Genomic DNA, 25,280 nt, shown 5'->3' with positions numbered 1-25,280 from the left:
GAGTACACGCTGTGACGGTCGATTCCCCCCAACCGGCCGTCCAGCGTCTCCCCGGCCCGAGCACGAACCTCGCGTCGCCGGACGGGTCGAGCGTCCCCCCGACTCCCCGCTCCGGCGGCGCGAAGGTCCGTGTCCTCGAGACCGCCACGCGGCTGTTCTACGAAGAGGGCATCCACAGCGTCGGCGTCGACCGCCTCATCTCCGAGGCGAGCGTCACGAAGGCGACGTTCTACAAGCACTACGGGTCGAAGGACAACCTGATCCTCGCCTACATCCGGACCCAGCACGAGCGCGTGCAGGAGCGGATGGAGCAGCTCATCACCGACGCCGGCTCCCCCGAGCGGGCTGTCCGAGCGTGGGTCGCCGCGCTGGCCGACGACGTCAACGACCCGGCCTTCCGCGGCTGTGCGTTCCTGCACGCCGCCGCCGAGTACCACGACCCGCGCGACCCGGTCCGCCAGGTCGTCGCCGTGCACCGCGACTGGTACACCGAGCGCCTCGCGACCCTGCTGCACGACGCCGGGCACCCCCTGCCCGGCGACGGCGCCGACGAGCTCATGCTCGCGCGTGACGGTGCGATGGCCGGGGCCTACGCCGGCGACGCGATCGCTGCCACCGCGGCGCTGAACCGCGTGGTCGACCGGGTGCTCGCGGTCTGACACCCGACTCGTCGCCAGCGCTGTCGCTGTCGGCTGTCGCTGTCGCTGTCGCGAAAGCGACAGATCACCGCGAACAGTTCGCGGCAATCTGTCGGCTTCGCGGCACGGACGCACCCGCGGGACGCAGATCTGTCGCTTCCGCAGCGCGGTCGAGGTGACCGCGGGGCGGACGGGAGGCCCGTGGCGGCCCCGCACCGCGCCTCCAGGCCGTCTGTGCGAACTCCCACAGCCCCACGCGCGTCCCGAGCGCAGGCCCGGCCGGCGGGTGTTGGCTGGGGGCATGGCCAACGACCCCAACTGGAACCTGCCCGATGTCCTGTCCTTCACCCTGACGAGCCCCGACTTCGCCGACGGCGGTGCGCTGCCCACCTCGGCGCGCGGCTCCGACGCCGGTGGCGAGGACCGCTCCCCCGCGCTCGAGTGGTCGGACGCACCCGAGGGCACGAAGAGCTTCGTCCTGACCGTGTACGACCCCGACGCCCCGACCGGCTCCGGCTTCTGGCACTGGAGCCTGACCGACATCCCGGGCTCGGCGACCTCGCTCCCCGCCGGTGCCGGCACCGACGACGCCCTGCTGCCCGCCGAGGCCCTCCGCCGCCGCAACGAGTTCGGCACGGACACGTTCCTCGGCGCTGCACCGCCCGCGGGTCACGGCGCGCACCGGTACTTCTTCACGCTGAGTGCCCTCGACGTCCCCGTGCTCGAGGCGCCGGCCGACGCGACCCCCGCGGTCGTCGGCTTCATGCTCCGTGGGCACCTGCTCGGTCGCGCGCAGCTCATGGGCACGCAGGAGACCCCCGCCGCCTGACGGGTACGCGCACCGCGCACCGCGCCGCGAGCTTTCGCGCCCACCGCACGCACGCCCCGCAACGGCGAACGGCCGCCGCCCCGGAAGGGACGGCGGCCGTTCGTGCGTCAGGACGCGAGAGAGGATCAGCCCTCGGCCGGGTCCTCGGCGTGGGCGCGGACCGTCTCGGCCGAGGTGGAGTCACCCTCGGTCTCGTCGGCGACGACCGGCGCGAGCGACAGCTTGCCGCGGTCGTCCACCTTGGTGACCTCGACCAGGACCTTCTGGCCGACGCCGAGCACGTCTTCGACGTTCTCCACACGCTTGCCACCGGCGAGCTTGCGCACCTCGGAGACGTGGAGCAGACCGTCACGGCCCGGGAGCAGCGACACGAAGGCGCCGAAGGTGGCGATCTTCACGACGGTGCCGAGGAACTGGTCCCCGATCTCCGGGTTGGTCGGGTTCGCGATCGCGTTGACCTGGGCACGAGCGGCCTCGGCCGACGGACCGTCGACGGCGCCGATGTAGACGGTGCCGTTGTCCTCGATCGAGATGTCGGCACCGGTGGTGTCCTGGATCCCGTTGATCGTCTTGCCCTTCGGGCCGATCAGCTCGCCGATCTTGTCGACGGGGATCTGCACCGAGATCACGCGAGGAGCGGTGTCCGCCATCTCGTCGGGGGCGTCGATCGCCTCGTTCAGCACACCGAGGATGGCCGAGCGGGCCTCCTTGGCCTGCTTGAGCGCCGCGTCGAGCACCGTCGACGGGATGCCGTCGAGCTTGGTGTCGAGCTGGATCGCGGTGACGAACTCCGAGGTACCGGCGACCTTGAAGTCCATGTCGCCGAGCGCGTCTTCGGCACCGAGGATGTCGGTCAGGGCCGCGTAGCGGGTCTGGCCGTCGACGGTGTCGGAGACCAGGCCCATCGCGATGCCGGCGACCGGGGCCTTGAGGGGCACACCGGCGTTGAGCAGCGACAGGGTCGAGGCGCAGACGGAACCCATCGAGGTCGAGCCGTTGGAGCTGAGCGCCTCGGAGACCTGGCGGATGGCGTAGGGGAACTCGTCACGCGACGGCAGCACCGGCACGAGTGCGCGCTCGGCGAGGAAGCCGTGCCCGATCTCGCGACGCTTCGGCGAACCCACACGGCCGGTCTCACCGGTCGAGTAGGGCGGGAAGTTGTAGTGGTGCAGGTAGCGCTTCTTCGTGACGGGCGACAGCGAGTCGATCTGCTGCTCCATCTTGAGCATGTTCAGCGTGGTGACACCGAGGATCTGCGTCTCACCGCGCTGGAAGATCGCCGAACCGTGAACGCGCGGGATCACGGCGACCTCGGCGTCGAGCGGACGGATGTCGGCGAGGCCGCGGCCGTCCATGCGGATCTGCTCGGTCAGGATGCGGCCGCGGACGACCTTCTTCGTGACCGACTTGTACGCGGCACCGACCTGCGAGTTGGCGACCTCGGGCAGCGAGCCTGCGGCGACCTGCTCGGCGATGGCAGCCTTGACGCGCGACTTGAGCGCGTCGTCGGCGTCCTGGCGCTCGGTCTTGGCGGCGATCTTGTAGACGTCACCGAGCTCGGAGAGCGCGAGGGCTTCAACGGCCGAGTAGACCTCGGGAGCGTACGGCGGGAAGACCGGGAAGTCCTGGATCTCCTTGGCCGACTGCGCGGCGAGCTTGGCCTGGGCGTCGACGAGGGACTTGAGGAACGGCTTGGCCGCCTCGAGACCCTGGGCGACGATGGCCTCGTCGGGCTTGGTGGCGCCGCCCTGGATGAGGTCCCAGGCGTGCTCGGTGGCTTCCGCCTCGACCATCATGATCGCGACGTCCTCGTTGCCCGCCTCGTCCGTGACGACACGGCCGGCGACGGTCAGGTCGAACACGGCGTCGGCGAGCTGCGAGGCCTTCGGGAACGCGACCCACTGGTCACCGATGAGCGCGAGGCGCACACCGGCGATCGGGCCGGAGAACGGCAGACCGGAGATCTGCGTCGACGCGGACGCGGCGTTGATGGCCAGCGCGTCGTAGAACTCGTCCGGAGCGATGCTCAGGACGGTGATGACGATCTGGACCTCGTTGCGCAGGCCGTCGACGAACGACGGACGCAGCGGCCGGTCGATCAGACGGCAGACGAGGATGGCCTCGGTCGACGGACGGCCTTCGCGACGGAAGAACGAACCGGGGATCTTGCCGGCGGCGTAGGAACGCTCCTCGACGTCGACGGTCAGCGGGAAGAAGTCGAATCCTTCACGCGGGTGCTTGCCGGCGCTGGTGGCCGAGAGGAGCATCGTTTCCTCGTCCAGGTACGCGGCGACCGCGCCCTGGGCCTGCTGAGCGAGCCGACCGGTCTCGAACCGGACGGTGCGCTTGCCGTACTTGCCGTTGTCGATGACGGCTTCGGCGAACTTGATCTCGGGACCCTCCAAAAGGGCGCCTCCTTGATGTGTTTCCGGCAGGCCGTGGCGACGGCACTCGATGGTGCGTGCGCGCCGATCGTTCCGGACGCATGTCTGGCCAGCAGTAGAAGCACTCGGGAAACCGTTCCGGCCCGCGAGCCACCACCGATGACCAGCTCCGTGCCCGGCCTGCGCAGTGTTGTGTGTGACGTCCGGGGAATGAGTCCTCGGACACGATGGACTTTACCAGTCCTCAGGCTGTCGGCGGCGCGGCTCGCTGGACTCCTGGTGAACATCGGTAGCCTGCCGACATGCGTCTCACCCCCTCACGGGGCGTGCTCGTCGCGGCCGCCGTGGTCGTCGGCGCGCTCGTCGCCCCGACCCTGACCGCTGTGCCCGCCAACGCCACCGAGTACCCCACCTGGCAGGACGTCCAGCGCGCCAAGGGCAACGAGACCGCGAAGCGGGCCGAGGTGCAGAAGGTGCAGGCCGCGCTGCAGTCGGCGCAGGACGAAGCGGCCGCGAAGTCGCAGGCCGCCCTGGTGGCCTCGTCGAAGGCGGACGCGGCCGAGACGGAGCTGGCGTCGGCCACCCAGGCCGCCACGAGCCTCCAGGCCCAGGCGCAGCACGCGAGCCAGACGGCGGAGCGGGCCCAGCAGCGGGCCGGCCAGCTGGCCGCGAACCTGTACCGCGACGGCAGCACGAACCAGATGACCACCCGGATCGCGACCGCGAAGAACCCGGACCAGCTGCTCTACCAGCTCGGTGCGCTCGACCAGCTCTCTGAGACCTGGTCCGGCGTGATGGACGACGCGTCCGTCGCTGCCGGCACCGCCTCGTCGCTGCACGAGCAGGCCGAGCGGGCCGAGACGGAACGCGCGACGCGTGCGCAGGCAGCCGAGGAACGATCGGCCGCGGCGAAGTCGGCGGAACAGGTGGCGGACGCCGCCGTCGAGTCGACGGAGCACCACAGCGACGAGCTGTACGCGCAGCTCGCGTCGCTCAAGGACAGCACCGCGAAGCAGGAAGCCGGGTACGAGCTCGGCCAGCGGGTCGCCGCACAGAAGGCGGAGCAGCAGCGCAAGCGGGCAGCAGCGGCGGCGGCCGAGGCAGCGAACACGCCGACCCCCGGCAGCAGTGGCGGCAGCGCCCCCGGCGGCGGTTCCGGCACGTCGTACCCGAGCACCGGCGGCGTCGTCGTCGACCCGGCCGGCGCCCAGGCCTACGCGCGCGGGGCCCTGGCGTCCTACGGATGGGGCGACGACCAGTTCTCGTGCCTGGTGTCCCTGTGGACGCAGGAGTCCGGGTGGCGGGCGAACGCCCTGAACGCCTCGAGCGGCGCCTACGGCATCCCCCAGTCACTCCCTGCCGAGAAGATGGCGGTGGCCGGTGCCGACTGGCGGACGAACGCCGCGACGCAGATCAACTGGGGCCTCGCCTACATCAAGAGCGCCTACGGGTCACCCTGCGGGGCGTGGGGGCACGAGATGAGTGTCAACCCGCACTGGTACTGATCGCCGGGCAGGTCGGTTGCAGCGCAGCTTGACGCCGTCGTCTTGCTGAGACGCCGCAGTCTCACTGAGACGCCGGCGTCTTGCTGAGACGCCGGCGAACGCACGAGACGCCGCCGGATTCGGCGGCGTCTCGCGGACACGACGGCGTCTCGGCACCTGTTCAGTGGCCGAGGCCGCCGAGCAGGCTCGCGAAGTCCGGGGTCGCGGGGAGCGCGTCGGCTTCCTGCGGCGCCCGCCTGGAGGCCCGGATCGCCCAGGCCAGGTCGGCTCCGGCCCGGCGGATGCGACCGTCCAGGGCGGCCGAGTCGCCGTCGGTCCCCCAGTCGTCGGTCGCGGCGAACACCCCGGTGGGGACGATCGCCGCGCGCAGGTACGCGAAGACGGGTCGCAGCGCGTGGTCGATCGCCAGGGAGTGCCGCGAGGTCCCGCCGGTGGCACCGAGCAGGACGGGCATGTCGGCCATCGAGTCCTTGTCGAGCACGTCGAGGAAGGACTTGGCGAGTCCGCTGACGCCCGCGGTGAAGATCGGCGTGACGAACACGACGGCATCGGACTCGACCACGGCGGCCATGGCGGCGGAGAGTGCGGGTGCGGCGAACCCGGTCAGCATCGCGTCGGTGATCTCGTGCGCGAGCGGCCGGAGCTCCACGTGCACGACGTGTGCGGGGGTGCCCTCGGCGACGAGCGAGGACACGGCCGCCTCGCCCAGACGGTCGGCGAGCAGGCGGGTGGAGCTGGGCTCGGAGAGTCCAGCGGAGACGACGGCGATGGTGGTCATGATGCTTCCCGACTTTCGATGCGTTTGCATGAACATAGCATCCAACCGGGCTCCCCTCGCAACCATTCCCGTCGTCCGACCGGCGGCTGGTCGGTCACGACTCCCCGCGCGCTGACCGCCGATCGGTCACGAAGTGTCGAGTCAGACCGCGGGATACGACGAGTCGTGACCGCGGGACGAGCGCGGGCGACGTGTCGTGACCGGTCCGAGCGGGAGCGCCGACGGAGCGGACCCCGGCGCGCGACGCCCGCCCCGGGAACGAAGAACGCCCCGGTCCTCGTGGAGAGGACCGGGGCGTTCGGTCAAGCGCGTGTCCGGTCGACTAGCGACGCAGGCCGAGGCGCTCGATGAGCGTGCGGTAGCGGGCGATGTCGACGTCGGAGAGGTAACCGAGGAGACGACGACGCTGACCGACCATGAGCAGCAGGCCACGACGCGAGTGGTGGTCGTGCTTGTGCTCCTTGAGGTGCTCGTTCAGGTCGTTGATACGACGCGTCAGAACGGCGACCTGGACCTCGGGGGATCCGGTGTCGCCCGGGTGGGTCGCGTACTCTTCGATGATCTCCTGCTTGACCTGTGCGTCAAGTGCCATGGTGATCCCCTTCCTGTCCGTTGCGCGGTGCCCGTGCCTGATGCACGAGCGCTCTTTGTCCGCGGCCGTTCGACGGCAACCGCCCAAGACTACCAGAGTCCTACGCGGTCCTGGGCTGCAGACGGCGTCGGCGGCGACGGTCCGGCAACAGGCTGCGGACGAGTCCGACCAGGGTCGCGCCGAGCAGCCCGCCGAGACCGTTCGACAGCACGTCGCGCGGGTCCGCGACGCGGTACGGCAGGTACGTGGCCTGGGCAAACTCGATGCCCGTGGACAGCGCCACCGCGACGAGCGCGCCGAGGATCCACCAGCGACGGGGCAGCCACAGCGCGGCGAGCATGCCGACCGGCACGAACATCGCGATGTTGGCGAGGAACTCGGTGCGCTCGTACGTGAACCAGGCACCGTGCGGCAGCTGCTGCACCCACGCGATCGCGTGCAGCACGAGCGAGTTCTGGGCCGAGGTGAAGACCTGCGGGGTCAGCGTCATCCGCCAGATCACCCAGGCGTAGCCCGCGGTCAGGGCGAGGAGGAGGAGTCGACGGAACATCCGCACAGTGTGGAGCACGGTCCTGCGCGGTCGCTGGAGCGCTCCTGTCAGCGGGCGGTGCGACTCCTGGGCGATCGCGGCTCGGCCCTGGTCAGGACTCCCCCGCACCTGTCAGCATGGGTCCGGGCACGACCGCTGCCCGCACCACCGACACCGCACGGGCAGATCAGGGAGCACCGCAGCATGCCGGAGCACGAGGCACCCAGCACCCCCCTCCGCAACCGCACCGGCGGACTGCGGCAGTGGGGGTGGATCGCCGCGGCGGCCGTCGTCGTCGCCGCGGTCGTGACGACGCTCGTGGTCGTCGGCCCCTGGAACGGTGGCCCGCCGGACGGCGACCGTACCCCGAGCGGGCGAGCCGTGTCCGAGCGGAAGTCCGCGGCCGAGGCGTTCCCCGGCGGACTCGCGCGCCAGCCGACCGCGGCGAACCAGGCCGGCATCCGCGAGCGCCAGGCCCGGGCCGAGGGCGACGCCCAGACCGCCGAGCAGATCGCGGTCATCGCCGACCAGCCGATCGCGACCTGGCTGACGAACACCTCGCGCTCCGAGACCCGGTCGACCATCCGGTCCGTGGTCGCCACCGCGAAGGAACGTGGCGGCACCCCGGTGTTCGTCCTGTACAGCATCCCCGACCGCGACTGCGGCAGCTACTCGAAGGGCGGCACCGAGGACGACGCCTACCTGCCGTGGGTCCGGTCCGCCGTCCGTGCGATGGCCGGCTCGCACGCCGTCGTGCTCGTCGAACCCGACTCGATCGCGCAGATCCAGAACTGCGAACGGCTGCGCGACGAACGTCTGCCCCTGCTGCGGAAGGCCGTCGACGCACTGACCGGTCACGGGCTCACCGTGTACCTGGACGGCGGCAACGAGAACCGCGTGCCGACCGCGACCATGGCGGACTGGCTGCGGCAGGCCGGCATCGACGAGGTGCAGGGCTTCTTCACGAACGTGTCGAACTTCTACCGGGTCGACCAGGAGCGCGCGTACGCCGACGAGCTCGCCGACGCGGTCGGTGGCGACCCGCACTTCGTCATCGACGTCTCCCGCAACGGGCAGGGGTGGCGGGGCACCTGGTGCAACCCCGAGGGCGCGGGCCTCGGCCAGGAGCCGCACGTCACCGGCGGGAGCACCCGGCTCGACGCGCTGCTCTGGGTCAAGACGCCGGGGCTCAGCGACGGCACCTGCAACGGTGGCCCCGCCGCCGGCCAGTGGTGGGAGTCGTACGCGCTCGCCCTCGTCGAGCACCGCAAGCGCGACTGACGGCCACCACCCGGCAACCGGCAGCGCAGGGCTGTCGGTGCCCGGTGGTTGCATGAGCGCATGACCGCGACCGACCGCATCCGCTCCGTCGTCCCGCCCTACCTGCTCCGCGCCGTCGCCGATGCCGACGCGTTCCCCCGTGCGGCCTCGGCGGCACGCACCGCGCTGGCCTCGCTCGACACCGTGCAGGCGCCGAAGCACGAGCACCTGGTCGCGCCGCGCAGCCTCAGCGGCACCGTCGATCGCTCCCCGCAGCGCACCATCACCGACGCGCACGGCACCACGACGCTGCCCGGCACCCTCGTCCGGCACGAGGGCGACGCCGACACCGGCGACACCGCGGTCGACGAGGCGTACGCGGGCCTCGGCGCCACGCACGCCTTCTGGCTCGAGGTGTTCGACCGGGTGTCCATCGACGGCGCCGGGCTCCCCCTCGACGCCACCGTGCACTACGGCCAGGACTACGACAACGCCTACTGGGACGGCAGCAGGATGGTGTTCGGCGACGGCGACGACGAGGTGTTCCGCCGCTTCACCATCGCCCTCGACGTCATCGGCCACGAACTCGCGCACGGTGTCACGCAGTACACCGCCGACCTGACCTACCAGGGGCAGTCGGGGGCCCTGAACGAGTCGATCAGCGACGTGTTCGGTTCCCTCGTCGCCCAGTACGCGGCGGGTCAGACGGCCGAGCAGGCCAGCTGGCTCATCGGCGAGGGGCTGTTCACCGACGCCGTGCAGGGCGACGCGCTCCGCTCGATGCGGGCGCCAGGAACCGCCTACGACGATCCGGTGCTCGGCAAGGACCCGCAACCGGCGACCATGGCCGGGTTCGTCGTCACCACCGACGACGCCGGCGGGGTGCACACCAACTCGGGCATCCCGAACCACGCGTTCTTCCTGGCGGCCACCGCCATCGGTGGGCCCGCGTGGCAGGGAGCCGGCGCCGTCTGGTGGGACGCCCTGACCTCGCCCGAGGTGACCGCCTCGATCGACTTCGCGGGCTTCGCCACCGTCACCGTCGACGCTGCTGTACGACGGTTCGGGGACGGCTCCACCGAGCACATCGCGGTCCGTCAGGCCTGGCAGCGGGTGGGCGTGCTCGACTGAGCACCCGTCCCGGGCGTAGCGTCGGGGCCATGCGCATCGAGGTCCGCCGCTCCGGGGGCTTCGCCGGTACCACACGGCGCTGGCGGGTCGACACCGACGCGAGCAGCGACCCCGCGGCGTGGTCCGACGTGGTCGACGCGCTGCGGCGCACCCCGGCGCCGACCGCTGCGCCCGTCCCCGACGACTTCAGCTGGACGATCACCGTCGAGCGCACCACTGTGACCATCCCCGGCCGCCGCCTGGACGGACCGTGGGCCGACCTGGTCGAGCGGGTGCGGTCCGAGGGCGACCCGACCTGAGCCGGGAGGCGCGTGGCGGACCCGCACCGCGCCTCCTGTCCGCCCCGCGGGGACGCCACCGCCCGGCCGCGTCAGTCGACGTCGATGACCGTCAGGCGACGCGTCGGGCGCGTCATTGCGACGTAGACCGCTGCGGCGGCACGGGCCGCGTCGGCACCCACGCCGTCCGGGTCGACGAGCAGCACGCCGTCGAACTCCAGGCCCTTGGCGTCCGCGCCGGTCAGCACCGTGAGCGACCCGGCGGTCGGCGAGGCGAGCCCCCGGACGTCCGCCTCGGTGCGGGCGAGCCGCTGCCGGACGGTGTCGACCTGGGACTCGGGGACGATGACACCGATGGTGCCGGACCCGATCCGGACACGCTCGGCGTCGGCGACGGCGACGACGGTGTCGAGCAGGTCGGCCCGCGCGACGCGGACACGCTCGACGGGGTCGCCGTCGCGCACGGCCTCGTTGCGCGTGACCGTCAGCCCGGCACTGTCCGCGAAGGCCCCGGCGGCCTCGACGATGGAGCGCGGGGTGCGGTAGTTGACCGTCAGCTGCTCGATGCGGTGGTCGAGCGGCACCTGCGGCGCACGGCCGCGTCGGCGACGCGCGAGCGCCCCGATGACGTCGTCCCACGTGCGCGCGGCACCCGGCGAGGAACCCTGCGCCATGTCGCCGACGATCGTGAACGAGCGCAGCGGGTTGCGGCGGGCGAGCACGCGCCACTGCATCGGCGAGAGCTCCTGCGCCTCGTCGACGACGATGTGGCCGTAGGTCCACTCGCGGTCGTCCGCGGCGCGCTCTGCGGTGGAGCGGGGGTCGCCGCCCTCGGCGAACGAGCCGGCGACCTGCTCGGCGCTGACGATGCCCTCGACGCCCATGTTCTCGATCGCCTGGCGGGCGTTCTCGATGTCGCGGTTCCGGCTGGCCTTCGCGGCGCGCTTGGCGGCGCCGCCGGTCGGGTCGAACGGGCCGAGCAGTTCGGCGGCCTCGTCGAGCAGGGGGACGTCCTCGACGGTCCAGGCCGTCCCGCGGGCGCGCTGCAGCAGGGCGCGGCGCTCCGGTGTCCAGTCGGGGGTGAGCGAGGCGAGCCAGTTCGGCCGGGCGTAGAGGTCCTCGAGGAACTTCTCGGGCGGCAGCGGCAGCCACGCGGTGTTGAGCAGGACACGGGCGTCGTACGAGCTCCGGATGTCCTCGCGCAGGACCTTCTCGTCGGCTTCGTCCACCGTGGTGCCGCGCTCCCGCAGCTGCTCGGCGAGCAGGCGGGTCATCGCGTCGAGGGCGATCTTGTTGAACGTGACACGGGCGGCGTTGTGCGGCTTGCCGCGGTCCTGCGCGCGCTTCATGGCGTCGGCGACGAGCTGCGGCGACACGACGAGCCGCTCGCCCTCGATGTCGAGCGTGACCGACTCGGTCGGTACGACCTGGCGCGAGCGCACCGCCCGGCGCAGCAGCGACGCCATCTGGGCGGCGCCCTTCACGGCGGCGACGTCGCGGGTGTCGTGCGTCGTCGCGTGCACGCCCGGGTAGAGCGAGCCGAGTGAGGCCATCACGACGCCGGTCTCGCCGAGCGACGGGAGCACCTGCTCGATGTACGTCAGGAACGCCGGGGACGGTCCGACCATGAGCACACCGGAGCCCCGTAGCCGCTCGCGGTAGGAGTAGAGCAGGTAGGCGGCGCGGTGCAGCGCCACGGCGGTCTTGCCGGTGCCGGGACCGCCCTGCACGATGAGCACGCCCTCGAGCGGGGAGCGGATGATGCGGTCCTGCTCGCCCTGGATCGTCGCGACGATGTCGGTCATCCGGCCCGTGCGCTCGGCGGTGACCGCGGCGAGCAGCGCGCCCTCGCCCTGCAGGTGGGTGCGCTCGTCGTCGTAGAGCGAGGCGTCGAACACCTCGTCCTCGACGCCGACCACCCGACGGCCCTGCAGGGACAGGTGCCGGCGGGAGCGCATGCCCATCGGGTGCGCCGCGGTGGCCTGGTAGAAAGCACTGGCACCGGGGACGCGCCAGTCGAGCAGGAGCGGCCGGTGCTCGGCGTCGCGCAGCCCCACGCGGCCGATGTACCGGAAGGTGTCGTCGGGGTTGTCGGGCTCGGCGACCTCGAGCCGGCCGAAGACCAGACGGTCCCCCACCCGCTCGAGCGTCGCGACGGTGTCCTCGTAGAGCCGGGCGTACGCGTCGCGCTCGCTGCGGCTCTGGTGGTTCCCGCCGACCGCCTGTCGGCGGGTCTCGGCGAGGCGCTGTTCGGCCTCGGCGGTCAGCTCGTCGAGACGACGGAAGAGGCTGTCGACGTAGCCGCGCTCACGGTCGATCTCGGTCGGTTCGGACACACACAACCCTTCGGGAAAGAGGGGTGTCCAGTGTAGTCCCGGCGCACCGACACGGATGACTGGAGGCGCGGTGCCAGCTGACACCGCGCCTCCGGTCCGGACGTCCGCGCGTCCGCGCGTCCGCGCGTCCGCGCGTCCGCGCGTCCGCGACCGGTCTACATCTCTTCGTGCGTGTCCGGGTCGCCGTCCCACAGGCGGCCGCGCTCGAGCGCGGAGATCGCCTGCACCTCGTCGTCGGTCAGCTCGAAGCCGAAGACGTCGAGGTTCTCCTTCTGGCGGGTGGCGTCGCCCGACTTCGGCACCGGCACGGCACCGAGCTGGACGTGCCAGCGCAGGACGACCTGGCCGGGGGCCACCCCGTGTGCGGCGGCAGCGTCGACGATCGGCTGCTCGGTGAGCAGTTCCGACCGCTTCGCGAGCGGGCTCCAGCTCTCGGTCACGATGCCGAGCTCCTGGTGCACCTTCCGCAGTTCCGCCTGGGGGAAGTACGGGTGCAGCTCGACCTGGTTGACGGCCGGGGCGACCCCGGTGGCGTCGACGATGCGGCGGAGGTGCTCCGGCGTGAAGTTCGAGACGCCGATCGAGCGGACCTTGCCGCTGTCGCGCAGGTCGACGAACGCCTTCCAGGTGTCGACGAACTTGTCCACCGACGGGTTCGGCCAGTGGATCAGGTACAGGTCGACGTGGTCCAGCCCCAGGTTGCCGAGGGTCTCGTCGATCGAGCGGTGCGCCTCGTCGTAGCCGTGGTGGCGGCCGGGGAGCTTCGAGGTGACGACGAGGTCCTCGCGCGCCACCTCGGACTCGCGGACGGCCTTGCCGACGGCGTCCTCGTTGCCGTAGTTCAGCGCCGTGTCGAGCAGCCGGTAACCGCCCGCGATCGCGGTGCCGACCGCGGTCGCGCCCTCGTCGCCGTTCAGCCCGTAGGTGCCGAGGCCGAGCTCCGGGAACCGGTGGCCGTCGTTCAGCTCGATCGTCGGGGCACCGACCTGCATCAGCGGACCCCGAGCAGGTCGATCACGAAGATGAGGGTCTTGCCGGACAGGAAGTGGCCGCCACCGGCGGGGCCGTAGGCGAGCTCCGGCGGGACGACGAGCTTGCGGCGGCCGCCGACCTTCAGGCCGGGGATGCCCTCCTGCCAGCCGCGCACCAGCGCCGCGAGCGGGAAGTCGATGGGCTCGCCGCGGTTCCAGGAGCTGTCGAACTCCTCGCCGGTCTCGTACTCGACGCCGGCGTAGTGGACCTTGACGGTCGAGCCGGCGGACGCTTCCTCGCCGGAGCCCTCGACGATGTCGGTGACGACGAGCTCGGTGGGGGCGGGGCCCTCGGGGGCGTCGAACTCGGGCTTGCTGTTCAGGTCAGTCATGCCGATCAGTCAACCAGAGGGCGCACCGGGCACGCGCAACGAGCGTCCAGCCCGCAGAATGGTTCCACCGTGACACCATCGACTCCCGCACCGCCGCGCCGCCGTCTGCTCGCCGACCTGACCCCGCTCCGCCGCTCCCCCGCCTTCGCCCGGCTCTGGGCGGGCACCGCGATCGCCGGCATCGGCACCCAGATGACGACCGTGGCCGTCGGGCTCGAGGTCTACGAGATCACCCGCTCGACCTTCGCCGTGGCCCTGGTGGGTGTCATCGCGCTCGTGCCGATGATCGTCGCGGGTCTGTACGGCGGGATGCTCGCGGACGCCTTCGACCGGCGCCTCGTCGCGCTCGTGTCCTCGATCATCGCGTGGGTCGCGGTCGCCCTGATCGCCACCCACGCCTGGCTCGACCTGCACAGCGTCCTCTTGCTCTACGTGCTCGCCACGGTGAACGCCGTCGCCGCCACCGTCAGCAACGCGTCCCGCTCGGCCATCGTCCCGCGGCTCGTCGGCACCGACCTGCTGCCCGCGGCGAGCGCCCTGGGCGGGATCGCGTCGGGGTTCCAGGTCACCGTGGGCCCGGCGATCGCCGGCGTGCTCATCGCGACCGTCGGGTTCGCGCCGACGTACACGATCGACGTCGTGCTGTTCACGTTCGCGTTCCTCGGGGTGTTCACGCTGCCGCGGATGGCTGCCGACCACGACGCGCTGCGGCCGGGGCTCGGCTCGCTCATCGAGGGTGCGAGGTTCCTGCGGCGGTCGCGCAACATCACGATGACCTTCGTGCTCGACATCGTCGCGATGACGTTCGGGCAGCCGCGCGTGCTGTTCCCCGCGATCGGGGCGCTCGTCATCGGCGGCGGGTCGATCACGGTCGGCACCCTGACCGCCGCGTACGCGATCGGAGCGCTGCTGTCGAGCGTGTTCTCCGGGCCGCTCGGGCACGTCCGACGCCAGGGTGAGGCCGTCGGCTGGGCCATCACGGCGTACGGCGGGGCGATCGCGGCGTTCGGTGTGGTCATCGCGCTGGCGCACGTCCTGGGCGGTCGCTCGGGTGAGGCGTTCGGGGTCGAGATCCTGCCCGCGCTCGGGCTCGCGGCGCTGTTCCTGGCGATGGCCGGCGGCGCGGACAACGTCAGCTCGGTGTTCCGGAACACGATCCTGCAGGCAGCGTCGCCGGACGGCATGCGTGGTCGGCTGCAGGGCATCTTCATCGTGGTGGTCACGGGCGGTCCGCGGCTCGGCGACCTGTACGCCGGCCTGGTCGTCGCGGCCGGCATCGCGTACCCGCCGGTCATCGGCGGCGTGCTGATCATCGGCCTCGTCGCGCTCCTCGTCCGGATGGTCCCGTCGTTCCGCCGCTACGACGCCCTGCACCCCCACGCCAACTGACCGGTCGGTCCTGGTGCGCATAACACCGGTGTTCGCGCGTGGAACACCCGCGTTCCGCGGTGCGGAGCGTGACACCGGTGTCTTGCAGGCGCACCAGCGCGACCAACAGGCGGTCGGGAGGCGCGGGGCGGGCCCGCCACGGGCCTCCAGGGCCGCACGTGTCGGGTACCGTACGACACATGCCGGACAGCGCATCGCGCGATCTCCAGCGGACGGGAGTCCGCGCCGTCGTCCGGCGCACCTACCACTCCGTCATCCGGCACCGCGTCGTCGACGCGGCCGCGTCGCTGACGTTCTTCGCCCTGCTGACCGTCTTCCCGACCGCGCTGGCGGTGGTGTCGGCCCTGTCCATCGTGGACCGCAAGGGCGACAGCCTGACCGACATCGTCGAGGTCCTCGGGTTCATCGTCCGGCCCGAGACCGCGTCGCACCTCGAGGGCCCGCTCCGGCAGCTGCTGACCCTGGACAACCCGTGGCTCGGGTTCACGATCGGCGTCGTGCTGACGCTCTGGTCGCTGTCCGGCTACGCGACGGCGTTCGGGCGGGCGATGAACACCGCGTACGAGGTCGAGGAGGGTCGGCGGATCTGGAAGTTCCGCAGCATGATGCTCCTCGTCACGCTGCTCGTCATGGTCGGCGGTGCCGTCGCGATCGTCATCCTGCTCGGCACCCCGACGATCTCCGAGGCCGTCATCCGGCAGCTCGGGTGGGCGCCCTGGATCGACGACGTGTGGAACGTGGCGAAGTGGCCGGTGCTCGCGGTCGACCTGGTCGTGATGGTGGCGGTGCTGTACTACGCGACGCCGAACGTGAAGACCCCGCAGCTGCGGTGGGTGTCGGCCGGTGCCGCGTTCGCGATCGTCACCTGGGCCATCGCCACCCTCGGGTTCGCGCTCTACGTGGAGACCCTCGGCGGCGGGAACCGTGCCTACGGGTGGCTCGGCGGCGCGATCCTGCTGCTCGTGTACCTCTACATCTCGAACTTCGTGCTCGTGGTCGGCGGGGAGCTCGACTCCGAGGTGATCCGGATGCGGCAGCTGATGGCCGGCATCGAAGCGGACGAGTCGATCCGGCTGCCGCTGCGGGACGTCACCCGGAACTTCACGCTCGCGCGCTGGCGGGACCAGGACATCGCTGCGGCGCAGCACGTCAGGGCCGAGGCCGAAGCCGCTCGGGTGGCCGAGGACGAGGACGCCGAGCTGACCCCGGGCGAGGAGCAGCTGCGGGCGATGGCGCAGCAGGTGCGGGTGGGCGAGCGGCCGCTGCCCTGACGGGTGGCGTGCGCGCGCTCGTTGCCGCGGACGCCCCGCGTCAGCGCTTGCGCGCCTCGGCGTCCAGCATCTCCTCGGTGACGATCGGGATGGCGCCGGTCGCCAGCTCGATCCCCGACAGCCGTGCCGGGCTGAGCACCCGCATGACCTGGTCCTCGTCCATCAGGCCCGCGGCCACGACGAGCGTCGAGATCGGCGTCGAGGTGGTCAACGCCGTGTGCGCGATCGACGCCGCGGCCGCGTACCCGATGTAGGGCGTCAGCGCGGTGACGACGCCGACGTTCGTGTCGACCTGGGCGGCGAGCTTCGCCTCGTTCGCCTCGATGCCGACGACGCAGTGCTCACGGAGGGTCGCACAGCCACGGGACATCCACTGCAGGGACTGCAGGATCGAGTGGGCGATGATCGGCTCGAAGGCGTTGAGCTGGAGCTGGCCGCTCTCCGCCGCCATGGTCACCGTGGTGTCGGCTCCGGCGACCGCGTAGGCGATCTGGTTCACGACCTCGGGGATCACCGGGTTCACCTTGCCCGGCATGATCGACGAACCGGCCTGGCGAGCGGGCAGGGTGATCTCGCCGAGGCCCGCCTGCGGGCCGGACGACAGCAGCCGCAGGTCGTTGCAGATCTTCGAGAGCTTCGCGGCGCTGCGCTTGACCGTGCCGGACAGGGTCATGAAGGCGCCGGCGTCGCTCGTCGCCTCGATGAGGTCGGGGGCGGTGACGACGTCGATCCCGCTCGCCTCCTGCAGCTGCCGGCGGACCTCGTCGCGGTAGAGCGGGTCCGCGGTGATCCCGGTGCCGATGGCCGTCGCGCCGAGGTTCATCTCGGCGAGCAACGGCATCACCTTGCGGAGCATCTCCGCGTCCTCCTGGATGGTGTGCGAGAAGCCGGTGAACTCCTGCCCGAGGGTCATCGGCACGGCGTCCTGCAGCTGCGTCCGGCCGACCTTGAGCACGTCGGCGAAGGCGCGGCCCCGCTCGGCGAACGCGGCGGAGAGTTCCTCGAGCTGCACGATCAGCCGCCGGACGCCGAAGATCATCGCGATCTTGATGCTCGTCGGGTAGGTGTCGTTCGTCGACTGGCTGCGGTTCACGTGGTCGATCGGGTGCAGGTACGCGTAGTCGCCCCGCGCACGGCCCAGGAGTTCGAGTGCCCGGTTGGCGAGCACCTCGTTCGTGTTCATGTTCGTGCTCGTGCCCGCGCCGCCCTGCACGACGTCGACGACGAACTGCTCGCGGAGCGCCCCGTCGCGCACTTCCTGCGCCGCGCGGTCGATCGCGTCGGCGCGCTCCTCGTCGAGGACACCGATCGCCCGGTTCGCCCGCGCCGCCGCCTGCTTCACGGTGACGAGCGCCTCGATGAGGTCCGGGTACACGGCGATCGGCACGGAGGTGATCGGGAAGTTCTCCAGCGCCCGCAACGTGTTGATGCCCCAGTAGGCGTCGTTCGGGACCTCCCGTGATCCCAGCGAGTCGCTCTCGGTCCGCGTCGTCGTCACAGGTGCCTCCTCGTTGCCGGTCACACGTCGAGGCTAGTCCGGTCCGTCCAGCCGGTCCGGGAACGCGCCGGGACGGTGCAGAGCGGCGCGTTCCTGCGCGAGCGGGCGGAATGCCGCGGTCGCCTCGGTATCGCACGCCGGCATTCCGCCCGCTCGTCCGGGACGGACGGGAGGCGCGGTGCCAGGCCGCCACGGGCCTCCCGTCCGGCCCCCGGTCGCGACCCGGACGCGAGCGGGCGGGATGGCGGGGTCGGCGCGAGTGCGGACGCGGGCATTCCGCCCGCTCGCGCGGCGTGCGCGGCGAACACACGACGAGTGAGCAGAAGACGCCGGGTCGCGAAGGGCGACCCGGCGTCTTCTGCTCACTCGGTGAGCGCGCCCGTCAGTGGAACTGCGGAACGATGAGGTAGATGCCGTAGAGCACGACGGCGCCGCACACGACGAAGCACGCGACGGCAGCGGCACGGAGTGCACGCGTAGCCGTCGAGGCGCCGGCCGGGTTCGGGAAGCCCGCGGTGGCCGGACCGATGGTGCCGTCGTCCTTCACGGTGAACTTGCCGGCGCGGGTGTCGGCGGCACTCCAGAGACGGAGGCCGACCGAGTACACGGCGACGACGAAGCACGACGAGACCACGGCGACGAGCGCCACGGTGAGGAATGCAAACCAGTCGATGCCCATCAGCGACGGCCTCCCTTGCGGGCCGCCATGCGACGGAGCGTCCGCTCGCGGCTCAGTTCGGCGCGACGCTCGGCGACCGCGTCGGCGCGCTTCTTGCGCTGCATGTCGCGCAGCTCCTTGCGGGTCAGGACCGCGTTCGCGGCGACGTCGACCTCGATGGCCGAGGCCTGCTCGTGCGGCTTGCGGAGCGACCAGAGGTACAGGCCGAGGATGACGGCGGCACCGACCACGGCGTCGATCACGAGCCCGATGACGCCGAGACGGGCGATCCCGGAGGCGACGGCACCGACCGCAGCAGCGGCAGGCAGGGTGATGAACCAGGCGATGACGATCTTGCCGGCGGTCGACCACTGGATCTTCGAGCCCCGGCGGCCGAGCCCGGCACCGATGATGGAACCCGAGGACACCTGCGTGGTGGACAGCGCGAAGCCGAGGTGGCTGGAGGCGAGGATCGTCGCCGCGGTCGAGGCCTCGGCCGCGAAGCCCTGGGTCGCCCGGATCTCGGTGATGCCCGAGCCGAGCGTGCGGATGATCCGCCAGCCACCCGTGTAGGTACCGAGCGCGATCGCGAGGGCACAGGCCACGACGACCCAGAACTGCACGCCCTGGTTGGACGACTGCGCGCCCGAGGCGATGAGGGTCAGCGTGATGACGCCCATCGTCTTCTGCGCGTCGTTGGTGCCGTGCGCCAGGGACACCATCGAGCTGGTGAAGACCTGCCCGATCCGGAACCCGCCGCGCTCGTTCGGGAACACCGGCCGCTTGGTGATCCGGTACGCGATGCGCGTCGACAGGAACGACACGAGCGCCGCGATCACGGGCGAGGCGAACGCCGGGATGATCACGACCGTCAGCAGCGCGACGTAGTTGACCGACTGGAACCCGGCACCGACGATCGCGGCACCGATGAGCCCGCCGAACAACGCGTGCGAGGACGACGACGGCAGCCCGCGGAGCCACGTGATCATGTTCCAGACGACTGCCCCGATCAAGCCCGCGAAGATCATCTCGGGGCTGATCGCGACGCCACCGGGGCCCTCGTTGATCAGCCCGTGCGAGATCGACGTCGCCACGGCGGTGCTGAGGAACGCACCGACCAGGTTGAGCACCGCAGCGACGGTGACCGCCACCTTGGGCTTCATGGCGCCGGTCGCGATCGGGGTCGCCATCGCGTTGGCGGTGTCGTGAAAACCGTTTGTGAAGTCGAAGAAGAGGGCCAACGCGATGACCAGGACGACTATGAGTGTGATGTCCACCGCGGGTAAGTGTCCCAGGCGTCGGCCCTTCGAGCAAACCTGATCGGCAACCTGTTGTTCACCATCGCTTCACACTCGTTCAGGTTCGGAACCATGCCGATGGAAGAATGGGTCCATGGACACCGCTGAGCTCCTCATCCTGTTGATCGGATCGCTCGCGGTGACCGGGTTCGCCCGCGCCAAGGGGCTCCCCGCTCCCCTGCTCGTCACAGCGGTCGCCCTGGCGGCCTCGTTCCTGCCCGGGCTGCCCCCGATGGAGATCGACTCCGAGGTCATCCTCACGGTGATCCTGCCGCCGCTGCTCTACTCCGCCGCGCTCGACGTGTCGTGGCAGAGCTTCCGCGGCTCGATCAAACAGATCCGACGACTCGGCATCTTCCTGGTGATCGTGACGGCCCTGGTCGTCGGCGGAGTGGCGTACCTGCTCATCCCGGACATGACGCTGCCTGCGGCGATCCTGCTCGGCGCGATCGTCGCCCCGCCGGACGCGGTGTCCGCCGCCGCGATCGGCCGGAAGCTCGGACTCCCCCGGCGTGTCATGACCGTGCTGTCCGGCGAGAGCCTCATCAACGACGCGGCCTCGCTGACCCTGGTGCGCGTGTTCACGCTCATCATCGCCGGCACGTCGCTGACGGTCTGGCAGGACCTCGGCATCTTCGGGCTCGCGATCGGCGTCGGCCTGGTCGTCGGCATCGTGCTCGGCGTCGTCGTGCACTGGATCCGGATGCGCATCAACGACCCCGTGGTCGAGACGATCATGAGCATCCTGCTGCCGTTCGTCGCGTACATCCTCGCCGAGGACCTGTCCGGCTCCGGCGTCATCGCGGTCGTCACGGCCGGCCTGTACATCGGCTACAACTCGCCGAAGGAGGGCTACGCCACCCGCCTGCAGGAGCGACCGCTCTGGACGAGCATCGACGTCATCCTCGAGGGCTTCGTGTTCGCGCTCATCGGCCTGCAGCTCAACACCGTCGTGCAGGACCTGGTGGAGAGCGAGCGCAGCCTCGGGCAGACGCTCACCGCGGCGGCTGTCGTGCTCGCGGTGGTGATCCTGGTGCGGCCGCTGTTCGTGTTCGAGTCGTACGTGCGCAACCGGTTCAACGGGAAGTGGCTCCGGCCGCTGCGGATCAAGCTGTCCCGCGGGCACCCCTCACTGCGGTGGATGCGCGGTTCCGCGGAGCCGAAGCTCAACTGGCGGGAGCTCACCGTCATCTCGTGGACGGGCATGCGTGGCGTGGTGACCCTGGCGGCAGCGGTCTCCGTCGTCGCGAGCCCGACGCAGATCCCGGCGCAGGACACGATCTTCATCATCGCCTTCTTCGTCACCGTCGGCACCCTGCTGTTGCAGGGGCTCACGCTGCCCTTCGTCATCCGCGCGCTCAAGGTGCAGGACCCGGCCGAGGGCGAAGAGGACGTGCGCAGTGAGATGCGGCTCAACCAGCGCACCACCGAGGCCGCGATCGAGCTGCTCGAGAAGCGCCGTCCGGCGTGGGCGAAGCAGTACGGCTCGGATGCCGTCGACTCGGTGGTGAACCGGCTGAAGGCACGACTCGAGCGTCAGGCCGAGACCTTCCGCCAGGACGCCGAGGAAGAAGAGGACGAGGAGCGGAACGTCGCACTGCGCCTGCGCGGCTCGCAGATCCAGGACATCCGGCGCGAGCTGCTCGACCGCCGCCGCGAGATCGTGCTCGAGGAGCGGGAGAAGGGGAACCTCGACGAGGAGGTCATGCGCCGCGTGCTCGTGACCCTCGACGCCGAGGAGCTCGCGATGGACTCGGCGCAGGCATCGCGCAGTCGCTCCTGAGCACCTCGGGCGTATCCTGGCGCTCCGATCGAGAGCAGGAGCAGAGCGCCGAGTGAGCACGCCGCGGAACGACGTCCCCAGGAACGACGACGGACCGGAGCGCCCCGGCGGTTCGCGTCCGACGCCCCCGAAGTCGCGCGGGAGCCGGCCGTCCGCCCAGGGGACGAAGCCGCGTCGCGGTGCCAAGGTCGCGGGACACGCCAGCCGGTCAGCACCCCGGCGGCAGGCCCCCGTCCCCGCCCCGCAGCAGTACAGCGCGTACCGCCGCTGGTACTCGACACTGCACCCGTCGCTCCAGCTCATCGGCCTGCAGCTGTGGATGCCACTGTTCTTCATCGTCGGGTTCTGCCTGTGCTACGTGTTCGCGTTCCACGCCCCGCACCCGCACGACGTGCCGATCGCCCTGATCGGCAGCGACCCGTCCTTCGTGCAGGCCGTGCAGCGGGCGTTGCCGGGCGAGTTCGTGTTCCACTCCTACGACTCGCTCGCCCAGGCGAAGCGCGACGTGGTCGACGGCTCGATGGCGGTCGCGTACGACCCGGCCGCGAACGAGTTCTTCAAGGCGAGCGCGCACCAGTTCCAGGTCGCGAGCCTCGTGCCGGCCACCCTCAGCGCGGTGCTCACCGGCCTGGGCGTCGCGACCCCGAAGGTGACCGAGCTCGCGCCCCTGCCGGCGTGGGACGAGTACGGCACCGTGGCGATGTACGTGATGCTCGCGTGGTGCATCGGCGGCTACATGGTCGCGATGTTCATCGGCATCATGGGCGGCCCGCTCCGGCACCGCACCCGCATGACGGTCATCGCGGTCGGCGGCCTGGTCATCTCGCTCATCACGAACACGCTCGCCGGCCCGGTGCTCGGTGCCATCCACGGCCACTGGATCCAGCTGGTGCTCATCGCCTGGGGCTGGATCGTGGCGATCGGCCTGGCGGTGAACGGTCTGAGCTACTTCGTCGGCCGCTTCATCGCCGCCCCCGCGATGATCTGCTTCGTCTTCCTGTCCATGCCGTCGTCCGGCGGCGCCTACCCGAAGTGGTTCATGCCCGAGCCGTTCGCGTGGCTCAACAACGTCGTGGTCGGCTCGAGCATGGTCGACATGATCAAGCACCAGGTCTACGGCGTCGGCCCCGGTCCGGCCCGAGGCCTGATCACGATGGCGTGCTACGCGGCGGCCGGCCTCGTGCTCATGTACTTCGGCAAGCAGTGGTGGGAGCGCAAACGGATCCGCGCGATCGTCACCGGCCGCACGACGATGTTCCAGGACGCGAACACGGCCAACCGCGAGTTCCTCGGCGGGCAGCGCGATGCCGAGCTGGAGCGCCACGGGCTGACCTCCACCGAGACCGGCACCCTGAGCGTGCTGCGGGACGACGACTGGGAGGACGAACGCACCGGTGGCGACGTCTTCACCGGCGCGCGCGACGGCCTCGAACCGGGCGCGACCCCGACCGGTCGCATCGCCGTGCAGCGCCCCGCGAACCGGAAGGAGCCGCGACCGGCGGCGGCTCCGCACGGCAAGCACGCCGACCGCTGACGCGTATCCTGAGGGGCATGAACCCCCGAATCACCTGGCACCGCGTCCTCGTCACCGTCGTCGTCGTGTTCCTCGTGCTGACGCTGGGCTTCTACGCCGCGAGCGTCCTGCTCGCCCCAGCCGACGGGCGCGGCACCGCCGGGCTGTTCGTCGGGTGGGCGATGTTCTCGATGATCGGTGCGATCGTCGTCGGTGTCATCGACTTCTTCGTGCGACCCCTGGGCGGCCGGAGCGGCGACGCCGACGTCATGGCCGCCGCCGAAGAGGCCCGGACCGGCAGCACCCGCACGCAGCAGACGCGCTAGCGGCACGCGCACCCAGCAGACGCCCTGAGCGAGACCCGCCCCAGCGGAAGAACTAGGCCACACCCGTGCCGGTGAACCCGGACACCGTCGCGTCGTCCTCGGCGAACGTGAACCGCGCCCGGACGTTGCCGCCAGCGAGCACCCCCGGCAACCAGTACCGGGCGTCGTCCCACATCGCGTCGTAGGGCACGGCGTCGACCGGGATCCACCGCGGCTCCAGTTCGTCCGAGCCCGACGGGTCTCCCTGCCAGCGGCGGCAGACGAAGACGTCCGAGACCTGGGACCAGGACGGTCGGTACGGGAACCGGTAGTCCAACGTGCCACGGGCCTCCAGGTCGACCGCGTCGAGCCGCAGGCCGACCTCTTCACGCACCTCGCGCACGGCGGTCTCGACCGCCGTCTCGCCGGACTCGCGCTTGCCGCCGGGGCCGACCAGACGGCCGGTGCCGAGGCCGCGGCGCTTCTCTCCCAGCAGCACCTCGGGCCCTGCCTCGCCGTCGCGCAGCAGGTACACGACCACCACCCGGGGATGCTGGGACTTGCTCTCGTCGCGAAGGGTCACGCGTCCAGTGTGACCGATGGAGTGTCGTACGCTCTTCCCATGGCAGGCGTGCTGCGGGGGCACCATGGCTGAGCCCCGCAGGACCGGGCGCAGCCTCGAAGTGCTGCGCGCCGAGGCCGCTGAGGAGATCTCGATGCTCGTCGAGCACCGGAGCCGTCAGGGCGAGGACCCGTGGGAGTTCATGCCGACGCTCCCCACCGTCGACGAGCAGGTCGTGCTGATCCTGCGCGCGGACGCCGTCGACCTGGACGAGGCGATCGGCAAGCGGCACGCACAGTGGTCGAGCCACCCGGCGTCCGGGCAGGGCACCAAGCTGGGTGAGGAGTACCACCGGCTGCGCCGGATCGCGCTGCAGCACCCCGAGCTGACGCCCGCCGTGTGGAAGCTGCTCGGCGCCCTGCCCGAAGCGGGCTGAGCTGCGGTTGGATGGACGCATGACCGAAACCGTGCTCGCCGTCCTCAACCAGCCCTCCCGCGACGCCGCGCCGCACGACCCCGCGGCCGACGCCTTCACGTGGGCGAAGCCGCTCGAGGAGCACGTCCAGGTGCAGGACCTCGGCGTCACGCGCGGTGACGGCGTGTTCGAGACGATCACGGTGATCGACGGCCGACCCCAGGCCCTCGAGGCGCACCTCGCCCGCTTCGGTCGCTCCGCCGCGATGCTCGACCTGCCCGCCCCCGACCCCGAGGCGTGGCGCCAGGCCATCGAGGCCGTCTGCGCGCGCCTCGACCCGGTACGGGAGGCCTTCGCCAAGACCGTCCTGACCCGCGGCGTCGAGGGCACCGACCGTCCGACCGGCTGGGTCTACGCCGCGCCGTCTGGCGACTCCACGGCCGCCCGCACCGAGGGGATCTCCGTCGTCGTCCTGGACCGCGGCTACCGGCACGACGTCGAGCGCACCTCGCCGTGGCTGCTGCAGGGCGCGAAGACGCTGTCGTACGGCGTCAACATGGCCGCCCTGCGCGAGGCGGTCCGCCGCGGCGCCGACGACGCCCTGTTCGTCTCGAGCGACGGCTACGTGCTCGAGGGCACGCGCGCGAACCTGATCATGAAGGTCGGCGACCGGCTGGTCACGCCCCGCACCGACATCGGGATCCTGGCGGGCACGACGCAGGCCGACGTGTTCCGCTTCGCTGAGCAGGAGGGCGTCGAGACCGCCTACGAACTCGTCACCCTCGCCGATCTGGCAGCCGCGGACGCGCTCTGGCTCGTGTCGAGCGTGCGGCAGGCGGCGCCGATCCGTTCGGTGAACGGCGACGCCCGCGCGATCGACGCGGACCTGACGACGCGCATCAACGACTTCCTGCTGGCGCGCGAGGTCTGAGCACGGTCTGACCGCTCGACCCGGAAGACGCCGT

24 protein-coding genes are annotated in these 25,280 nt (G+C 71.3%); 13 read left to right on the top strand and 11 right to left on the bottom strand.

Annotation, left to right across the window (positions count from 1 at the left end):
• Positions 1-11 precede the first annotated feature (11 nt).
• Both ACL00U_RS05450 and ACL00U_RS05445 read left to right on the top strand, forming a co-directional pair.
• Positions 12-659 carry a TetR/AcrR family transcriptional regulator gene (locus ACL00U_RS05450; RefSeq protein WP_056071287.1) on the top strand — a complete coding sequence of 216 codons (648 nt, stop codon included), beginning with the start codon at positions 12-14 and terminating at the stop codon, positions 657-659.
• Between the two features lie 280 nt (positions 660-939).
• Positions 940-1,467: a YbhB/YbcL family Raf kinase inhibitor-like protein gene (locus tag ACL00U_RS05445; protein WP_042538454.1), complete on the top strand. Its 528-nt coding sequence runs from the start codon at positions 940-942 to the stop codon at positions 1,465-1,467.
• Between the two features lie 125 nt (positions 1,468-1,592).
• Here the strand turns inward: ACL00U_RS05445 and ACL00U_RS05440 are convergent, their stop codons facing one another.
• Positions 1,593-3,872: a polyribonucleotide nucleotidyltransferase gene (locus ACL00U_RS05440; protein WP_259552115.1), complete on the bottom strand. Its 2,280-nt coding sequence runs from the start codon at positions 3,870-3,872 to the stop codon at positions 1,593-1,595.
• A 281-nt stretch (positions 3,873-4,153) separates the two neighbouring features.
• Between ACL00U_RS05440 and ACL00U_RS05435 the strand changes: the two genes are divergently transcribed.
• Positions 4,154-5,356 (top strand): hypothetical protein, encoded by a 1,203-nt coding sequence (locus ACL00U_RS05435; RefSeq protein WP_159557753.1) that lies wholly within the window; start codon positions 4,154-4,156, stop codon positions 5,354-5,356.
• 160 nt (positions 5,357-5,516) lie between these two features.
• Here the strand turns inward: ACL00U_RS05435 and ACL00U_RS05430 are convergent, their stop codons facing one another.
• The 3 genes from ACL00U_RS05430 to ACL00U_RS05420 form a co-directional block, all read right to left on the bottom strand.
• Positions 5,517-6,134: a CE1759 family FMN reductase gene (locus ACL00U_RS05430; protein WP_262118530.1), complete on the bottom strand. Its 618-nt coding sequence runs from the start codon at positions 6,132-6,134 to the stop codon at positions 5,517-5,519.
• A 322-nt stretch (positions 6,135-6,456) separates the two neighbouring features.
• On the bottom strand, positions 6,457-6,726 hold the full coding sequence (gene rpsO / locus ACL00U_RS05425; RefSeq protein ID WP_017885935.1) for a 30S ribosomal protein S15: 270 nt from the start codon (positions 6,724-6,726) through the stop codon (positions 6,457-6,459).
• 100 nt (positions 6,727-6,826) lie between these two features.
• Positions 6,827-7,276 (bottom strand): VanZ family protein, encoded by a 450-nt coding sequence (locus ACL00U_RS05420; RefSeq protein WP_017885936.1) that lies wholly within the window; start codon positions 7,274-7,276, stop codon positions 6,827-6,829.
• Between the two features lie 183 nt (positions 7,277-7,459).
• Here ACL00U_RS05420 and ACL00U_RS05415 point away from each other — a divergent pair, with 183 nt between their 5' ends.
• Genes ACL00U_RS05415 through ACL00U_RS05405 form a run of 3 tightly spaced genes read left to right on the top strand, consistent with a single transcriptional unit; the run spans position 7,460 to position 9,945 of the window.
• Positions 7,460-8,536, top strand: coding sequence for a glycoside hydrolase family 6 protein (locus ACL00U_RS05415; protein WP_412873911.1), 1,077 nt, complete (start codon positions 7,460-7,462; stop codon positions 8,534-8,536).
• 60 nt (positions 8,537-8,596) lie between these two features.
• Positions 8,597-9,646: a M4 family metallopeptidase gene (locus ACL00U_RS05410; RefSeq protein WP_042538460.1), complete on the top strand. Its 1,050-nt coding sequence runs from the start codon at positions 8,597-8,599 to the stop codon at positions 9,644-9,646.
• A 29-nt stretch (positions 9,647-9,675) separates the two neighbouring features.
• Positions 9,676-9,945 (top strand): protealysin inhibitor emfourin, encoded by a 270-nt coding sequence (locus ACL00U_RS05405; protein WP_412873910.1) that lies wholly within the window; start codon positions 9,676-9,678, stop codon positions 9,943-9,945.
• Positions 9,946-10,016: 71 nt separating this feature from the next.
• Here the strand turns inward: ACL00U_RS05405 and ACL00U_RS05400 are convergent, their stop codons facing one another.
• The 3 genes from ACL00U_RS05400 to ACL00U_RS05390 form a co-directional block, all read right to left on the bottom strand.
• Positions 10,017-12,260 (bottom strand): HelD family protein, encoded by a 2,244-nt coding sequence (locus tag ACL00U_RS05400; protein WP_412873909.1) that lies wholly within the window; start codon positions 12,258-12,260, stop codon positions 10,017-10,019.
• A 155-nt stretch (positions 12,261-12,415) separates the two neighbouring features.
• Positions 12,416-13,252, bottom strand: coding sequence for an aldo/keto reductase (locus tag ACL00U_RS05395; RefSeq protein ID WP_017885941.1), 837 nt, complete (start codon positions 13,250-13,252; stop codon positions 12,416-12,418).
• Positions 13,252-13,623, bottom strand: coding sequence for an FKBP-type peptidyl-prolyl cis-trans isomerase (locus tag ACL00U_RS05390; RefSeq protein WP_412873908.1), 372 nt, complete (start codon positions 13,621-13,623; stop codon positions 13,252-13,254). The genes ACL00U_RS05395 and ACL00U_RS05390 overlap by 1 nt, the downstream gene beginning before the upstream one ends.
• A 69-nt stretch (positions 13,624-13,692) precedes the next feature.
• Between ACL00U_RS05390 and ACL00U_RS05385 the strand changes: the two genes are divergently transcribed.
• Together ACL00U_RS05385 and ACL00U_RS05380 are read left to right on the top strand one after the other, a co-directional pair.
• Entirely contained in the window at positions 13,693-15,012 is a 1,320-nt protein-coding gene (locus ACL00U_RS05385; protein WP_082509663.1) for an MFS transporter, read from the top strand.
• 179 nt (positions 15,013-15,191) lie between these two features.
• A complete protein-coding gene (locus tag ACL00U_RS05380; RefSeq protein WP_071252344.1) occupies positions 15,192-16,283 on the top strand; it encodes a YihY/virulence factor BrkB family protein in 1,092 nt (363 codons plus the stop codon).
• Positions 16,284-16,323: 40 nt separating this feature from the next.
• Here ACL00U_RS05380 and ACL00U_RS05375 read toward each other — a convergent pair whose 3' ends face one another.
• From ACL00U_RS05375 to ACL00U_RS05365, 3 genes are all read right to left on the bottom strand, one after another.
• Complete coding sequence (locus ACL00U_RS05375; RefSeq protein WP_040418951.1) at positions 16,324-17,781, bottom strand: aspartate ammonia-lyase; 1,458 nt, start codon at positions 17,779-17,781, stop codon at positions 16,324-16,326.
• A 382-nt stretch (positions 17,782-18,163) separates the two neighbouring features.
• Complete coding sequence (locus ACL00U_RS05370; protein WP_017885946.1) at positions 18,164-18,460, bottom strand: hypothetical protein; 297 nt, start codon at positions 18,458-18,460, stop codon at positions 18,164-18,166.
• Positions 18,460-19,716, bottom strand: a complete 1,257-nt coding sequence (locus ACL00U_RS05365; RefSeq protein ID WP_040418878.1) for an inorganic phosphate transporter — start codon at positions 19,714-19,716, stop codon at positions 18,460-18,462. Before ACL00U_RS05365 ends, ACL00U_RS05370 begins: the two co-directional genes overlap by 1 nt.
• Before the next feature lie 115 nt (positions 19,717-19,831).
• On the opposite strand from ACL00U_RS05365, the gene ACL00U_RS05360 reads away from it, so the two are divergent.
• Genes ACL00U_RS05360 through ACL00U_RS05350 form a run of 3 tightly spaced genes read left to right on the top strand, consistent with a single transcriptional unit; the run spans position 19,832 to position 23,359 of the window.
• Positions 19,832-21,520 (top strand): cation:proton antiporter, encoded by a 1,689-nt coding sequence (locus tag ACL00U_RS05360; RefSeq protein WP_017885948.1) that lies wholly within the window; start codon positions 19,832-19,834, stop codon positions 21,518-21,520.
• A gap of 52 nt (positions 21,521-21,572) precedes the next feature.
• Positions 21,573-23,054 (top strand): ABC transporter permease, encoded by a 1,482-nt coding sequence (locus ACL00U_RS05355; protein WP_214584625.1) that lies wholly within the window; start codon positions 21,573-21,575, stop codon positions 23,052-23,054.
• A gap of 17 nt (positions 23,055-23,071) precedes the next feature.
• Positions 23,072-23,359 carry a hypothetical protein gene (locus tag ACL00U_RS05350; RefSeq protein ID WP_071252337.1) on the top strand — a complete coding sequence of 96 codons (288 nt, stop codon included), beginning with the start codon at positions 23,072-23,074 and terminating at the stop codon, positions 23,357-23,359.
• Between the two features lie 52 nt (positions 23,360-23,411).
• Here ACL00U_RS05350 and ACL00U_RS05345 read toward each other — a convergent pair whose 3' ends face one another.
• Positions 23,412-23,921 (bottom strand): 8-oxo-dGTP diphosphatase, encoded by a 510-nt coding sequence (locus tag ACL00U_RS05345; RefSeq protein ID WP_159557739.1) that lies wholly within the window; start codon positions 23,919-23,921, stop codon positions 23,412-23,414.
• Positions 23,922-23,985: 64 nt separating this feature from the next.
• On the opposite strand from ACL00U_RS05345, the gene ACL00U_RS05340 reads away from it, so the two are divergent.
• Both ACL00U_RS05340 and ACL00U_RS05335 read left to right on the top strand, forming a co-directional pair.
• Positions 23,986-24,336, top strand: a complete 351-nt coding sequence (locus ACL00U_RS05340; protein WP_111038858.1) for a tryptophan synthase subunit alpha — start codon at positions 23,986-23,988, stop codon at positions 24,334-24,336.
• A gap of 19 nt (positions 24,337-24,355) precedes the next feature.
• Positions 24,356-25,246 (top strand): aminodeoxychorismate lyase, encoded by an 891-nt coding sequence (locus tag ACL00U_RS05335; RefSeq protein ID WP_017885952.1) that lies wholly within the window; start codon positions 24,356-24,358, stop codon positions 25,244-25,246.
• Positions 25,247-25,280: the final 34 nt, after the last annotated feature.

The organism is Curtobacterium poinsettiae (genome assembly GCF_047226435.1).
In the GTDB taxonomy this organism is placed as follows: domain Bacteria; phylum Actinomycetota; class Actinomycetes; order Actinomycetales; family Microbacteriaceae; genus Curtobacterium; species Curtobacterium poinsettiae.
Note: the sequence above shows the minus strand (reverse complement) of the source record. Positions and strands in the feature narration are given on the sequence as shown.

Excerpts from the sequence above, each read along its gene's own strand:
- rpsO (WP_017885935.1), bottom strand. The coding sequence starts at position 6,726 with ATGGCACTTGACGCACAGGTCAAGCAGGAGATCATCGAAGAGTACGCG.
- ACL00U_RS05335 (WP_017885952.1), top strand. The coding sequence starts at position 24,356 with ATGACCGAAACCGTGCTCGCCGTCCTCAACCAGCCCTCCCGCGACGCC.
- ACL00U_RS05380 (WP_071252344.1), top strand. The coding sequence starts at position 15,192 with ATGCCGGACAGCGCATCGCGCGATCTCCAGCGGACGGGAGTCCGCGCC.
- ACL00U_RS05405 (WP_412873910.1), top strand. The coding sequence starts at position 9,676 with ATGCGCATCGAGGTCCGCCGCTCCGGGGGCTTCGCCGGTACCACACGG.
- ACL00U_RS05415 (WP_412873911.1), top strand. The coding sequence starts at position 7,460 with ATGCCGGAGCACGAGGCACCCAGCACCCCCCTCCGCAACCGCACCGGC.
- ACL00U_RS05340 (WP_111038858.1), top strand. The coding sequence starts at position 23,986 with ATGGCTGAGCCCCGCAGGACCGGGCGCAGCCTCGAAGTGCTGCGCGCC.
- ACL00U_RS05350 (WP_071252337.1), top strand. The coding sequence starts at position 23,072 with ATGAACCCCCGAATCACCTGGCACCGCGTCCTCGTCACCGTCGTCGTC.
- ACL00U_RS05410 (WP_042538460.1), top strand. The coding sequence starts at position 8,597 with ATGACCGCGACCGACCGCATCCGCTCCGTCGTCCCGCCCTACCTGCTC.
- ACL00U_RS05360 (WP_017885948.1), top strand. The coding sequence starts at position 19,832 with ATGGACACCGCTGAGCTCCTCATCCTGTTGATCGGATCGCTCGCGGTG.
- ACL00U_RS05435 (WP_159557753.1), top strand. The coding sequence starts at position 4,154 with ATGCGTCTCACCCCCTCACGGGGCGTGCTCGTCGCGGCCGCCGTGGTC.
- ACL00U_RS05420 (WP_017885936.1), bottom strand. The coding sequence starts at position 7,276 with ATGTTCCGTCGACTCCTCCTCCTCGCCCTGACCGCGGGCTACGCCTGG.
- ACL00U_RS05430 (WP_262118530.1), bottom strand. The coding sequence starts at position 6,134 with ATGACCACCATCGCCGTCGTCTCCGCTGGACTCTCCGAGCCCAGCTCC.
- ACL00U_RS05390 (WP_412873908.1), bottom strand. The coding sequence starts at position 13,623 with ATGACTGACCTGAACAGCAAGCCCGAGTTCGACGCCCCCGAGGGCCCC.
- ACL00U_RS05370 (WP_017885946.1), bottom strand. The coding sequence starts at position 18,460 with ATGGGCATCGACTGGTTTGCATTCCTCACCGTGGCGCTCGTCGCCGTG.
- ACL00U_RS05445 (WP_042538454.1), top strand. The coding sequence starts at position 940 with ATGGCCAACGACCCCAACTGGAACCTGCCCGATGTCCTGTCCTTCACC.
- ACL00U_RS05395 (WP_017885941.1), bottom strand. The coding sequence starts at position 13,252 with ATGCAGGTCGGTGCCCCGACGATCGAGCTGAACGACGGCCACCGGTTC.